The organism is Bacillus sp. AK124 (assembly GCF_053903085.1).
The window spans coordinates 584,494-597,809 of the sequence record NZ_CP096378.1 but is presented as its reverse complement, the minus strand read 5'-3'; the positions used below and the strand labels follow the sequence as shown (position 1 = coordinate 597,809).

The window sequence follows — 13,316 nt, the reverse complement described above, 5'->3', positions numbered from 1 at the left end:
CACCGCTCCTCATTTTATATTCATAGGTATACTTTACCATGAATATCAGACTAGTCAATCAACATTTCCTTTTTAGACAGTTTATTCATATATTGAATATGACGTCGTGCCGCATTCATCGACTTTGTCCTACCGTGATGAAAGAAACAGACGTCTCCATCTGTGTGCTCAGGATGCCTGCCGGCTCTGCCGGCCATTTGGACAAGAGCGCTTTCCGAAAAAACAGCCGACTCTGCCCCCAATACTCCAACCTGTGCTTTTTTGACGGTTACACCTCTTTCCAAAATCGTTGTCGTCACGAGCACCTCAAGCTTACTTTTCCTAAACCGGTTCACTTTTTCATTTCTCTCAGGGTCTTCGGCATAGACTCCTTCTGCGCGAAATGTTTCCTTTTTCAGCAGACTGACCACGGTTTTAAGAACAGGGATAGAGGGAACAAACAGAAAAACCGGATGCTGCAGTTCCTGGTGCTTAAAAAGCCATTTTTTGAGGCGTAAAGGAACTTTTCTTCGTTTCAAACCCCTTTCCCAATTTCCGCACCAAATCAATGTAGGTTCAGGCAGCGGGCTGCGGTGGAATCTTGCGGGAATACGGACGGTGTGCAGCTTTCCGCTCTCAGCCCTTTTCTTCATATCTCTAGAAGGCGTGGCGGTTAAATAGATATGTGCGCTTTGCCGTTTTGCCGATTTTTTAACAGCGTATTGCAGCGTATTATCAATAGAATACGGAAAAGCATCCACTTCATCTATGATGATCACGTCAAATGCTTCTTTATAGCGGAGCAGCTGGTGGGTAGTTGAAATGACAAGCGGCGAGAGAGTTCCAACGTCTGGGCTTCCTCCGTATAAAGCGGCGATTTCCATCCCGGGAAAGGCGTGGCGAAACCGCGGTTCAAGCTCAAGCACAACGTCTGTTCTCGGAGTGGCGATACATACTCTCAAACCGTTGTTCAGCGCGAATTCGATCCCTTGAAAAAGAAGTTCCGTTTTTCCCGATCCGCAAACCGCCCAGATCAACAGCTCTTCTTTCCTGCGTATAGCATCGATAATAGATTTTGCCGCTTTTTCCTGACCGGCTGAAAGTACGCCTTTCCACTCCGTGTAAACAGGCGCCCATTCATGTCTGCCATGTCCACGCCAAGTCAACAGAGACGTACACTCGCTCACCCTGCCCATCATGACACAGGCTCGGCAGTACACGCAGCATTTATTGCACCTATAGCAAGGATATCGAGCGAAACAGAAGCGCTCGTGCTGGCCGCACCTCAAGCAAACAAAGCCTCTCTTCGTTTTTTTAATGCCTTCCTCCGTTTTTATCAGGCCTTCTTGGATATGCCAATCAATGACAGGTTCCGGAAAAGAAAGTTCGCTTTTCAGAAGGTGGCGCTGCTCCAAACATGACCGCAATTCACAGGAATAGGATGCCGGATGTTCGATGTGAATCACCTCCAATCTGCCATTCAGTATCTATCATCCATGTTTTCTTGTAAAACAGTCAAAATCTTAAAATCTCCCTCAAAAACCGTAGAAAAAGAAAAAATCTCCGTTTTGCAAAACGGAGATTGGCTTTTATACTGTATACCAGGCGATACCCATTGCTCCTTCACCAAGGTGGGTGCCGATCACAGGCCCGAAATAGCTTTTATAAAATTCGACATGTGCGTATTGCTGCGACAATTCTTCGATTATTTGATCGGCTTCTTCTTCACGGTTGGCATGAATCACAACCGCTCTCAACGGCTTTCCTTTTTCGGCATCTTCGCCAAAAAGCTCAAATAAACGGTTCATCGCTTTTTTTCTCGTCCGGATTTTTTCGAAGGGAACGATCAGCTTGTTCTCAAAATGCAAAATCGGCTTTACTTTTAAAAGGCTTCCGACAAAAGCCTGGGCGCCGCTCAGGCGTCCTCCCCTTTGCAAATGCGAAAGGTCGTCAACCATAAAATAAGCCCTCATTGAGGTTTTCATATGATCCAAGTGGCGAATGATTTCTTCCGGAGCCGCTCCTTTTTCCGCCATCTCAGCCGCTTCGATCGCATAAAAACCTTGAGCCATGCAGCTGATTTCTGAATCAAACGGATACACTTTAATTCCTTCAAGCATACCGCGTGCTGATACAGCGCTGTTGAATGTTCCGCTGATGCCGCTGGAAAGGTGGATGCTGATGACCGCATCATATGTTTCCCCGAGTTTTTCATAGAGAGAAATCAGCTCGCCGTATGCGGGCTGGGAAGTCGTCGGGAGATTTTCGTGAGCTTTTACTTCTTTGTAATAGTCCTTCCAGCTCATATCGATTTCTTCCCTGTATGAAGTCTCTCCAAAGATCACATTGAGAGGTATCATATAAATATTGTAGCGCTCACGCAGGTCTTTAGGTATATATGCCGTACTGTCTGTTACTACTGCTGTTTTCATGAAATAAACCTTCCTTATGAAAGATACTCTTTTCTATTCTAAAAGAAAAAGCAGCTTTTTTCATTATAAAGTTTGATTTTCTGCTAAAAGAAAAGACCTGCCTTATGGCAAGTCCACCTTTATCTCATTTCTACCCAGCCATTTTTAATGGCTACAACGACAGCCTGCGTTCTGTCGTTTACATTCATTTTTTGAAGGATGTTGCTGACATGGTTTTTAACCGTTTTTTCACTGATAAATAATGATTCGCCGATTCCGCGGTTGCTTTTTCCGTCCGCCAGCATCTGCAGAACCTCGCATTCCCTTCTGGTAAGAATGTGAAGAGGTCTCCGGATTTCCGGATACACTTCATGTTGAGCGTGAGATGATACACCGCTTGTTGCAAGACGGCGGAATTCATTCACAAGATTATGAGTAACCTTAGGATGCAGATAAGATCCGCCTTCAGCCACAACTTTCACGGCTTCGATCAGCGTGTCGGCATCCATTTCTTTCAGCAGATAGCCGCGGGCTCCTGTTTTTAATGCATGTGTAACATAGTTTTCATCGTCATGGATAGATAAAATAATAACCTTTGATTCCGGATACAAGTCGACCAGTTGTTTTGTCGCTTCTACGCCGTTTACATTCGGCATATTAATATCCATGATTACCACATCAGGATGGTAGTGCTCGACAATGCGAGCCGCTTCATCTCCGTCGTCTCCTTCGGCCACTACCTCAAAGGTAGGTTCGAAATCCAAAATCCGTTTGACACCTTCACGGAATAACTGATGATCGTCAATAATTACAATATTTACTTTAGTCACAAGCTACGCCTCCCCATTCTCATTGTTAAACACACCGCTTTTATGGTCAATATGTCTTTTGTCTCTATTTTACAATTATCTTTACAAAGACAGCGGAACTTTAATCAAAATAAATGTCCCAAGACCTATTTTCGAATCGATTGTCATTGAACCTTCGAGCAAATCGACTCTTTCTTTCATACCTAGCAGACCGAAAGATTTGTTCTTCTTGCCTTTAACTTCTTTTAAGTCAAAGCCGTTTCCATTGTCTTTGATAATCAACGTCACAAAATCTTTTGTCACTTCTACTTTAACATGAATCTCAGTTGATTCGGAGTGTTTTAAGGCGTTTGTCACTGCTTCCTGTGCAAGCCGGAAAAGTGCAACCTCAAACCGCGGTGCTATTCTTCTATCTTCGGATTCTCCGATGCATTGGAAATGGATCTTTGCTTTTCCATGATAATCTTCGATCGTGTTCAAGTATTTTCTGAGCGTCGGTATCAATCCCAAATCATCTAAAGCCATCGGTCTTAAATCATAAATGATTCTTCTGACTTCATAAAGAGCATTTCTGACGTTTTGCCGGAGGTTTCTAATTTCCTGAAAGCCTTCTTCTGTTCCTTTGTCTCTGAAGATGCGTTCGATCAGCTCAGATCTCATCATGACGTTGGCCAGCATTTGCGCAGGGCCGTCGTGGATTTCCCTTGAGACCCTTTTTCTTTCTTCCTCTTGGGCTTCGATGATCCGCAGTCCGAAATCCTGTTTGGCCTGCGCATCTTCTAGGAGAACGCCAACCTGGCGCAGATCCTGATTTAAATAGTTTAAGACGACGGTAATCTGGCTGACAAGCCCTTCTGAACGCTCGATGATTTCCTGAAGCCCCAAAAGGCGCCGTTCCAGATCATCACGCTTCTCTCTCAGCTGCTTTTCACGCTGCTGGATCATCGTCAGTTCAACCTGCAGTTTGTGGGCTTTTTCATAAGCTTCGCGAATCTCTTCTTCACTGAATTTATGAAAGTTTCTGCTGACCTCAGACAAGCGGTTTCGCGCATGGCGGGCATGCACTTCCAGCCTGTCTCCAAGATCGATGACTTCGTTGACCTGCTGTTTAATCTGCTTCAGCTCTTCTACCAAGCCTTCATATTGCTGACGGGACTGCTCTCCGATTTGAAAGACCTCATCCTTGCTCCCATCAACCGTTTTTAACATCTTCATAATGATTGAATCTAAAACTTTGGAGTCCATTTTGGAAACACTCACCCATTTTCCCTCCGTAACAGCATTGTCATTTACTTTTATCATAAATTTCATTGAACTGAAATTCGTGTCGAATTATAATGAAAGAATGCGTATTCTGGTTTTTTGGTCTTTTTATGGTTACCGATCCATTTCTATTTAATCATAACAAAATACGCGCCAAAATTCTAAGTCTGTTCGATTTTTAGGAGAACAGCCGCATGGCTTGTCAGGAGGTAAGCAGGCATGCTGCAAAGTTATCTCACTGTTGCAGGTGAAGGGACCCATGAAATCGTGATTGAAAAATCCCGGTTTATATGTCACTTGAGCCGCGTCAGTACTGAAGAAGAAGCACAGAACTTTATCAATCACATAAAAAAGCAGCATTGGAATGCGACGCATAATTGCTCGGCTTACGTCATAGGAGAAAATGATCAAATTCAAAAAGCGAATGATGACGGAGAACCGAGCGGGACAGCTGGAGTTCCGATGCTTGAAGTTTTGAAGAAACGCAACCTTAAAGATACGTGCGCCGTTGTGACGAGGTATTTCGGCGGTATTAAACTCGGCGCTGGAGGGCTGATACGGGCTTATGGAAAATCCGTGTCAGAGGGGCTGAACCATGTCGGCGTTGTCGAACGAAAGCTGATGCGGGTGATGCACACGACAGTGAACTATACATGGCTCGGCAAGCTTGAAAACGAGCTTCGCGAGTCCCCTTATCAAATAAAAGACATTCATTATGCCGACGATGTCGAATTTGAAACGTATGTGAAGGAAAGTGAAAAGCAGGCATTTACGGAATGGATAACCGAATTAACAAATGGCAAGAGTGAGAATAGAGAAGGCATTCAAGTTTATTTGGAAGAAGCTTTTAACAATTAAAGGAGAATTATTATATGGCTGAGCGTATTAAAGTGAAAGTGCGAAAAAAAAAGAATAAAAAGAGAAAGCTGATTAAACGGTTTATAGTCCTTATGCTGCTCGCACTTCTCGTAGTCGGCGGAGTGGGCATATATAAAATTATTAACACGATTTCCGCTGCTGACGGCACTTATGATGAGCTTGAACGCGGAGAGAAGTCAAAGCTCAGGGACGATGTCGTTAATATTCAAAAAAAGCCGTTTTCGATTCTTTTTATGGGAGTTGAAGATTATTCGACAAACGGCGAGCACGGACGGACGGATTCCCTGATTGTCGTGACGCTCGATCCTAAAAAGAAGTCGATGAAAATGCTGAGCATTCCGAGGGACACAAGGGTGCATTTGGCCAGTGACACAGCCGGCACAAAAACAAAAATAAATGCGGCCTATGCAAAAGGCGGCAAGGATGAAACAATCGAGACGGTAGAGGACTTCCTCGGAATCCCGATCGATTACTATGCCACAGTCGATTTTGACGGGTTCAAAGATGTCATCGATGAAATCGGCGGAATCGATATTGACGTCCCGTTTGATTTCAGCGAAAAAAGCGATGTCTCCAAATCCAAGAGAATCTATTTTAAAAAAGGGAACATGCATCTAAATGGAGAGGAAGCTCTTGCCTACGCAAGGATGAGAAAACAGGATAAGCGGGGAGATTTCGGGAGAAACGACAGACAAAAGCAAATCTTAAAAGCCGTTCTTGATCAAATCTCAAAACCGCAAAACCTCGCTAAAATTGATAAAATAGCCCAAAAAGCAAGCAAAAACATTCAGACAAACTTCAAAATTACACAGGCTCTGGCGCTTCAGCAAATCTACAGCGGCTTTGCTGGTGATGATATAAAAACATTAAACATCACAGGAAAAGATCTTACGATCGCTGATGTTTACTACTTTGAGCCTGACCAGCAAAACCTTGCAAACGTGCAAAATGAATTGACCCATCACTTGTACCCGGACTCAACCGCTGATTCAAGCGGAACATCGTCTGAATCTTCCGCAACCGCTGACGGGACAGACAGCTCAGCTGAATCGTCTGCTGCTTCTTCTTATTGATTGGCTCTGTTGAATGTGAAATTCATAATCGAATAAAATGAAGGGGAACTCTTTATATATTAAGGGTTCCCCTTTCTTTTGAAAAAGACAATTGATTGATAACACTTTGTTTTAAATAGTTATACTGTTTTTCGTTGGTATCTGAGAATGCCTCGTTTCTATTTGAGGGAACATCCATATACAGGATGTCTTCTTTGAATTGGGAAATTGTTAAATCATATCTTTTACCATTGATAACATTATAAAAATGCCACCCTTCAGGCAGCTTTGTTTTTCTTATTTCTCCACCTAATAGATCATTTACGATTAAGGCGGTTACGCCGCATTGTCCCTTCGCAGGGTTATCCTGACTCCATTTTGAACTTGAATCTGAAGACCAGGATTTATAGAGTGCTTTCATAATTTGTTCGATCTGTCCAAGGTGATGATCATCCATAAAAAATCCTCCTTCTCATAGAGTTTTAGTTAATCAACCAACCGCTTGTGAGGCTTCCTGAGTTGCAGCAATAATAAAACCCCTGGAATCCAGGGGTTTTTGTGCGCATTAATTCCTCTTCACCATCCGCCTGTAAAACTTCGTAAAGGGCTTGTACTGCTCATTTACAAGGCCTGTCACTTCTGCGATGATCTGCATGAACAGGATTAAGCCGAAGATGATGAAGATGGACACCCAGAGCGTCGCGGTTTTTAAAAGAATGGCGCTCAGGCTGAAGACGATGCCAATTAAATAAATAACGATGACGGCTTTCCGATGGGACAGGCCAAAGGCCATCAGCCTGTGGTGAATATGCGATTTGTCGGGCGCCGAAATCGGCTGTTTGTTTAAAATCCGCCTGATGATCGCGAATGTCGTGTCAAATATCGGCACTCCTAATATAATGATTGGAATGACGACGCTGAACAGGGTCACGCTTTTATACAGTCCGAGAAGCGACAGAACCGAGATCACATAGCCCAAGAAGAGCGAGCCCGTGTCTCCCATAAAAATTTTCGCCGGGTGGAAGTTATAGAACAGAAAGCCGATCGTGCTTCCGATGACAACCAGCGACAGAGAGAAGATCAAGATTTTATCGGCAGAAAAAGCCATGACGGCAATCGTCGAAAGGCCGATGACGGATATACCCGCAGCCAGTCCGTCCAATCCGTCGATTAAGTTGATGGCATTGGTGATCCCGACGATCCATAAAATCGTCAGAGGGTATGCGAGCCACCCCAAATCAAAGCGAAGATCCCAAAATGGAATCGATAAAAATTCCATTTTCAAGCCTGTACTGACGATGATGCAGGCTACTAATATTTGAACGATAAATTTAATTCTCGCGCTTAAATTGTGTTTGTCATCTACAATGCCCAAAATGACAATCATAAAAGCACCGAGTGTAATTGCTGTTATTCTGTTTTCATAAAGGCCTCCGGCAAGCGAACCGGTCAATACTCCTATAAAAATGGCTAAACCGCCCATTCTCGGCATTACTTTATCATGTATCTTTCGTTTATCCGGCTGATCCACGACCCCGGATTTGATTGCTAGACGTTTGACAAGCGGAGTAATAATTAAAACAGTAATGAGAGAGACAAAAAACGCAAGTACAGTGCGTTCATAAGACATAAGGAAGTCTCCTTTTTAAATGAAGTCTGGTCGTATTAAAGATCATACCTTTTCATTATACAATTTCATTATTTATTATAACAAGCTCCAGCCAAAAGAAACATCATGAATTAATATCCCCCGCCGCAAATTATGCATCTTTATTCAAGTTCAATTTATCAAGCATCGATAAAAATAAATGATGCCAGTCTCTTTCATGTGCGATCTTTCTGCGCAGTTCCACATGGGAGACATCATCATGCGCAAGCTCCAGCTCTTCACACAGCGCTGTAAATTCAACGGGGTCGTTTCCTGTTAGATGACGGTAAACGTGTTCCTGTTCAACCTTTTTTGTTGAAGGAAGGTTCATACCGGCGACAGGCTTTCCGGCAGCCAAAAATTCAAACAGCTTTAAAGGGAATACCGCATTATTATATGGCGACGGTTTATACGGCATGATCCCGATATCCACTACATTCATATAAGCCGGTACTTCCGACGGCGCAGCGGGCCCCGTCCAAATGACATTTTCTTCTTCAAGAAGCGCTTTAAAATCTTCATCTCCGTTTGTCCCGTCAGGACCGACAAATAAAAACGTCCACTCTTTTTTGGTTTTGGCAGCTTCTTTGATGAGCTTAAAATCGAGCTTCGGCTTAATTCCGCCGATAAAGCCGAGGACGGTGCCTTCCCTTCCGTTCAATACATCGGCTTTTTGCTTATTTTTCGCAAACAAGCTGTATTCCACACCATTTTCGATTGTAAAAACCGGCTTTGTCTCTCCTTGAAGCCGGTCTGCTACGTTTTGGTGCAAATATTCAGAAGTGCAAAAAATCGTATCAGCAGCTTTAATGATTCTGCCTTCAGCTTCAAAAATAACCTTTTGCCTGAATCCTGAGACAAGGCTTTGGCTTCCGCTGATCGGCGCCGCCCACAGGTCACTGCAGTCATAGATGACCTGATCCCACTGATAAAGTGATGACAGCAGCGGAAAACCGGGGAATGTGTACCATAAGCACACCTTTTCCCCCTGAACGTCTTCTTTCAGCCGGTCAAGCAGCGGCTTCAGCTTGCTTTTATAAAAAACATCCTTGTAGCGGGCAAACCTGAATATTTTCTTTTTCAAAAAATCTTTGACTGCAAATTGCTTGATTCCGTTGTCAAGCAATGTAAATGTCTCTCGGGAAGGATTTTCAGACGGACAGACCCAAATGACTTCCTTCGTCTCCTTGCGGCCAGCCAAAAACTCAGCAAGGCGGTGCCTTCTGTACCTTAGCTGATCCTGTCCCCATTCACCTGTCGCTACTATGACGTGTATGACTTGATCTGCTTTCACTTTCAATCACCTTTTCTGTCAATGCCGTTATAATCTTTTCATGACTGCGTTCTTAGCGTAATGGAAAAAGCACCATGTCGCTTTCATCAAGTGAAGGCGTTCGATTTCCCTGTACACATACCAGGTTTTTCGCGCCGCCTTCCACTTGTTTCTGGAGATCGATGTTTCAACGATGCGGTATTCGGCGAGGGGTTCGTTCAAACCGAATGCCTTGAATCCTCGCTTTAATACGGACAGCCATGTCGCCAAATCCTGACGGGTTCTGATATTCGGCATCCGGATATCACCCGTTTGCTCTCTGTCAATCATTACCGTCAAACAGCCGATAATCGTATTTTTTAATACATCATCATATGTAAGGCTGACGGGTGCATGAATGGTTTTATGAAGCGGTTCGCCGTCTTGGCTGATCAGCTCGTATGCCGTAAATGTGAAAGCGTGCTGATGCTTCCTCATAAAGGCAAGCTGCTTATCCAGCTTTTCTGCTTTCCACACATCATCGCTGTCCAAAAAGGCGACATAGCGCCCTTCGGCTTTGCTGAGCGCTGCATTTCGAGCTGCTGCAGCGCCTTGATTTTCTTTCAGAAAAATGGCATGGATCCGTTCATCATCTTCTTCATAGCGCTTCAAAATGTCTCTTGTCCCATCTGTTGAGCAATCATCGGCAATGATCATTTCCCAGTCGGAAAACGTCTGATTTAAGACGGACTGAATGGTTTTTTCGATAAATTCCTCCGCGTTATAGGAAGGCGTAATGACAGAGATTAAAGGTTTTTGCCTCGTCATGGTCCTGATCCACATCCCCAATTAAAAATTTAACGTTCTCTGAATACTTCCGGAACGACAATGATAAAAAACGACAGCGCTAAACCGATCAGTACGCCTAATACCGCTCTTTTTTTAGGCGACATGCCGGCAGCCTGGTTATCCAGCACGATCAAGGGCTCAATTTCTTCAGCAGCCTTCATATCAAGCTTGCTTGTTTCAAGTTCATACAAAAACCGCTGTTTATCAACTTTGGAATCAGCGCTGACTGTTTCGCCTTCAAGCGCCTTTATATTCTTTTCGAGGACTTCTTCCCTTTTTGAAAACAGCGCCTTATCGCCTTTCATATAGGCATCTTTAACTTTTCCTAAAGTATCCAATGTTTTCTGTTTGTCAGGTCCTGTATAACTTAAGTTAAAAAGTGAATCCGTTCTGATTTCAATCGCCAGATCGTCTTTCAACTGCGCCAGATCCTCTTCAGGCATATCCGGGAAAATGTCCTTTAAAAAAGCTTCGTTTTTCAACAGCAGCGGCACCTGCTTTGCATTGTTGTACTTCGCTTCTCCATAGTTCCCGGTTGATATCGTTACAGTAGCCGTGTAATCGGACGGAGCAACGCTCCCCTTCGGCATAAAATAGCCGACAAGACCAAGAATAAGAGGAAGCGCAATAATCGCCACAATAAACTTTTTCACTCTACCAGCAATACGTTTGATTAAATTCATCACATGAATTTCTCCCTGTTTTTAAATTCGATTTTCAAAAATCACCTATACTGTTCGGTTTCATCCGTTCCGCTGACTCTAAAGGTATTAACCGTCGCAATCACAAGGGCGAGAAACACCCAATGGAAATATAGATTCGAGACGGAACTCGGACTGATGCTTGATACAAGGAAGGCGACGAGCGCGGCTGTCAAACCTTCAATGAGAAGCTTGTACCGCTTTCCAAGCGATCTTTTATAATATCGGTAAAGCACGGTTATTAAATAAATGTACATCGTTAAATAACCAAGCATCATCACAACTCCAAAATTCGTCATGATCTCTACGAGCCAGTTATGAACCTCCACGACCCGGTCTGTATCGAACAATGCGTGATGTTCCAAATAATAAGGTACATTGCCGGCGCCAACGCCAAATCCGTAAGTATCCAGCACATAATGCCCAGCGTTTTTCAACAAGTTTGCCCTGGCGACATTGGATGGCAGCGGCTCGCTGAAATCGTGTGTAGTTTGCGGAGCCAAAAAGTATGTATAAAAAGCTCCGGTGATCTTTCCTGCAAACAGTGTGACAAAAGCGATACATCCTGCAGCTGCGGCGATGAGCGCCCATTTTTTAAGCACCTTCGGCAGCAAAATAAACGCATAAACGGCAAGTCCGGCTATAATTCCCAGGATGCTGGCTCTTGATCCTGTCAGGAAAATCAAGTAGGCCGAACAGAACGCAAGGAGCAGCCCCGCTATTTTTAAATAGCTGTTTTTAATGTTTTTGAAAAAAGATAAATAAAAGAAAAAGCTGATGGATAGAAATGTCGCAAAGTCATTCTGATTGAAAAAGACGGATGTCGGATAGTGCTGTTTATAGTGCGGCCCGTTATAAAGGGTCGAGCTCGGCAGGTGGTTTAATGTAAAGTGGTTGTAAAACCCGATGACCATTAAAAATACGGTCATGACCAACCATATGTAATAAAACGCGAGAATTCGATCCATTTTTTGAAAAAACATAACAATCAGAAAAACAAAAAACATTCCCATTGCCAATAGGAACAGATATTTTACGCCCTCAGTAGCAGACTTGACCCAAAGCAGCGAAATCATTCCATAGCAGAACCAAAACGTGAAAAACATCAGAATGCCTTTAACATGCACCTGCTTCCACTTTTCAAGGTGCTGGCTGCCTTTCAACATTTCCGCTATGAATAAGAACCCTGCCAGAATCAGAAGAATTCGATATGGAAACAGGCTGAAAAAGCCCAATTTAATCGTAAAAAAAGCATTGTTGGCAAATGTTGCAGCGATGAGCAGATATAATACGGGCATCAGCAATTGCTCGGACGACAAATACTTCCGGAGCACAATGATCAAAGTCAGCGCAATCAAAATCAGACATGCTAACAAGACTTTTTTTGCATTGGACTGGGCCAATACAACGAATGCTAACCCTGCGGTCAATGCGGCGAGCCAAACCAAAACATTGACCGCGGAACGTTTGAGACTCATTTTTCCCCCTCCTTCCGCTTCTTTCTGGAAAAGGGCTGCCGACATCAGCCAGCAGCCAGTGATTTACATATTCATTTCTTTTTTATAATATGAAATGGTCTTTTCCATTCCTTCAGCGAGCGGCATTTTTGGTTCCCAGTTTAAAATTTTCTTTGTTTCTTCATTACACAGTGTGCTGTGGCGGATATCCCCCGGTCTTTCATCTTGATAAATCGGAGACAGCGCCGAGTTCGTCGCTTTTTTCATCTCTGCAAACAGCTCATTGACTGTGATCGAAAAGCCGTTCGAAATGTTTAAACAAACGTTTGATTGAGCTTTGAGCGCCTTGATATTGGCGGAAGCCACATCACCGACATAAATAAAATCGCGCGATTGTTCTCCGTCTCCAAAAATCACCGGAGCCTTGCCGCTTGTCAGCAAATCGGAGAAAATCGATACGACGCCGCCCTCTCCTTTTGCGTCCTGGCGCGGCCCGTATACATTGCTGTACCGCAAAATGCAATACTCGGTTCCATACAAATCATAGGCCAGCTTTAAATAGTTCTCTACCGTAAGCTTCGTCAGCCCGTAGGGTGAGCCTGGATTTGTTTTATGACGGGTGTCGACAGGCAGATATTCAGGATCTCCATAAACAGCTGCTGATGATGCAAAGACGATCTTTTTCACGCTGCATTCACCCGCTGCCTTAATGATATGGAGCGATCCCCTGATATTGATGTTTTCATCATTTAAAAAATCGCTGACAGACTCCGCCACGCTTACTTGTGCAGCTAAATGAATAATATAATCGGGATCAATGCTTTTGATGACGTCGATGACTTCCGGCTTTGTTATATCCTGCTCATAAAAGTCAACCGCGAGACCTTCAATGTTGGAGCGGTGTCCCGTAGTTAAATTGTCAAGAATTGAAACCCGGTAATTTTCTTTCAGAAGCTGTTCAGCGATATGCGAGCCGATAAATCCGCATCCGCCTGTCACTAGTACTTTTTCCATTG

13 protein-coding genes are annotated in these 13,316 nt (G+C 43.8%); 2 read left to right on the top strand and 11 right to left on the bottom strand.

Translation table 11 applies throughout. The features are described from left to right. Window positions 1-50 precede the first annotated feature (50 nt). The 4 genes from M1E06_RS02845 to M1E06_RS02830 all read right to left on the bottom strand — a co-directional run bounded on the left by M1E06_RS02845 (window position 51) and on the right by M1E06_RS02830 (window position 4,459). A complete protein-coding gene (locus M1E06_RS02845; protein ID WP_020453117.1) occupies window positions 51-1,445 on the bottom strand; it encodes a DEAD/DEAH box helicase in 1,395 nt (464 codons plus the stop codon). 123 nt (window positions 1,446-1,568) lie between these two features. Then, entirely contained in the window at window positions 1,569-2,411 is an 843-nt protein-coding gene (locus tag M1E06_RS02840; RefSeq protein ID WP_020453118.1) for a DegV family protein, read from the bottom strand. Between the two features lie 119 nt (window positions 2,412-2,530). Then, entirely contained in the window at window positions 2,531-3,220 is a 690-nt protein-coding gene (degU, locus tag M1E06_RS02835; protein ID WP_003185730.1) for a two-component system response regulator DegU, read from the bottom strand. 81 nt (window positions 3,221-3,301) lie between these two features. Continuing rightward, window positions 3,302-4,459 (bottom strand): sensor histidine kinase, encoded by a 1,158-nt coding sequence (locus M1E06_RS02830; protein WP_020453119.1) that lies wholly within the window; start codon window positions 4,457-4,459, stop codon window positions 3,302-3,304. Window positions 4,460-4,681: 222 nt separating this feature from the next. Here M1E06_RS02830 and M1E06_RS02825 point away from each other — a divergent pair, with 222 nt between their 5' ends. Both M1E06_RS02825 and M1E06_RS02820 read left to right on the top strand, forming a co-directional pair. Continuing rightward, window positions 4,682-5,320: a YigZ family protein gene (locus M1E06_RS02825; protein ID WP_023856394.1), complete on the top strand. Its 639-nt coding sequence runs from the start codon at window positions 4,682-4,684 to the stop codon at window positions 5,318-5,320. Window positions 5,321-5,334: 14 nt separating this feature from the next. Then, window positions 5,335-6,414: an LCP family protein gene (locus M1E06_RS02820; RefSeq protein ID WP_020453121.1), complete on the top strand. Its 1,080-nt coding sequence runs from the start codon at window positions 5,335-5,337 to the stop codon at window positions 6,412-6,414. Between the two features lie 52 nt (window positions 6,415-6,466). Here the strand turns inward: M1E06_RS02820 and M1E06_RS02815 are convergent, their stop codons facing one another. From M1E06_RS02815 to M1E06_RS02785, 7 genes are all read right to left on the bottom strand, one after another. Further along, entirely contained in the window at window positions 6,467-6,850 is a 384-nt protein-coding gene (locus M1E06_RS02815; RefSeq protein WP_020453122.1) for a YunG family protein, read from the bottom strand. 108 nt (window positions 6,851-6,958) lie between these two features. Further along, window positions 6,959-8,023 (bottom strand): glycosyltransferase family 4 protein, encoded by a 1,065-nt coding sequence (locus tag M1E06_RS02810; protein ID WP_020453123.1) that lies wholly within the window; start codon window positions 8,021-8,023, stop codon window positions 6,959-6,961. Window positions 8,024-8,153: 130 nt separating this feature from the next. Beyond that, window positions 8,154-9,341 carry a teichuronic acid biosynthesis protein TuaH gene (gene tuaH, locus M1E06_RS02805; protein WP_229029879.1) on the bottom strand — a complete coding sequence of 396 codons (1,188 nt, stop codon included), beginning with the start codon at window positions 9,339-9,341 and terminating at the stop codon, window positions 8,154-8,156. Between the two features lie 21 nt (window positions 9,342-9,362). After that, window positions 9,363-10,121 carry a teichuronic acid biosynthesis protein TuaG gene (tuaG, locus tag M1E06_RS02800; protein WP_026580179.1) on the bottom strand — a complete coding sequence of 253 codons (759 nt, stop codon included), beginning with the start codon at window positions 10,119-10,121 and terminating at the stop codon, window positions 9,363-9,365. A gap of 29 nt (window positions 10,122-10,150) precedes the next feature. Further along, window positions 10,151-10,825, bottom strand: a complete 675-nt coding sequence (tuaF, locus tag M1E06_RS02795) for a teichuronic acid biosynthesis protein TuaF (RefSeq protein WP_095323727.1) — start codon at window positions 10,823-10,825, stop codon at window positions 10,151-10,153. A 41-nt stretch (window positions 10,826-10,866) separates the two neighbouring features. Further along, entirely contained in the window at window positions 10,867-12,321 is a 1,455-nt protein-coding gene (tuaE, locus tag M1E06_RS02790; RefSeq protein ID WP_020453127.1) for a teichuronic acid biosynthesis protein TuaE, read from the bottom strand. A 63-nt stretch (window positions 12,322-12,384) separates the two neighbouring features. Further along, window positions 12,385-13,314 (bottom strand): NAD-dependent epimerase/dehydratase family protein, encoded by a 930-nt coding sequence (locus M1E06_RS02785; protein WP_095323728.1) that lies wholly within the window; start codon window positions 13,312-13,314, stop codon window positions 12,385-12,387. Window positions 13,315-13,316: the final 2 nt, after the last annotated feature.

Coding starts and splice junctions, on each gene's coding strand:
- tuaE (WP_020453127.1), bottom strand. CDS start 12,321: ATGAGTCTCAAACGTTCCGCGGTCAATGTTTTGGTTTGGCTCGCCGCA.
- tuaF (WP_095323727.1), bottom strand. CDS start 10,825: ATGAATTTAATCAAACGTATTGCTGGTAGAGTGAAAAAGTTTATTGTG.
- M1E06_RS02785 (WP_095323728.1), bottom strand. CDS start 13,314: ATGGAAAAAGTACTAGTGACAGGCGGATGCGGATTTATCGGCTCGCAT.
- M1E06_RS02825 (WP_023856394.1), top strand. CDS start 4,682: ATGCTGCAAAGTTATCTCACTGTTGCAGGTGAAGGGACCCATGAAATC.
- M1E06_RS02810 (WP_020453123.1), bottom strand. CDS start 8,023: ATGTCTTATGAACGCACTGTACTTGCGTTTTTTGTCTCTCTCATTACT.
- M1E06_RS02820 (WP_020453121.1), top strand. CDS start 5,335: ATGGCTGAGCGTATTAAAGTGAAAGTGCGAAAAAAAAAGAATAAAAAG.
- M1E06_RS02840 (WP_020453118.1), bottom strand. CDS start 2,411: ATGAAAACAGCAGTAGTAACAGACAGTACGGCATATATACCTAAAGAC.
- tuaG (WP_026580179.1), bottom strand. CDS start 10,121: ATGACGAGGCAAAAACCTTTAATCTCTGTCATTACGCCTTCCTATAAC.
- M1E06_RS02815 (WP_020453122.1), bottom strand. CDS start 6,850: ATGGATGATCATCACCTTGGACAGATCGAACAAATTATGAAAGCACTC.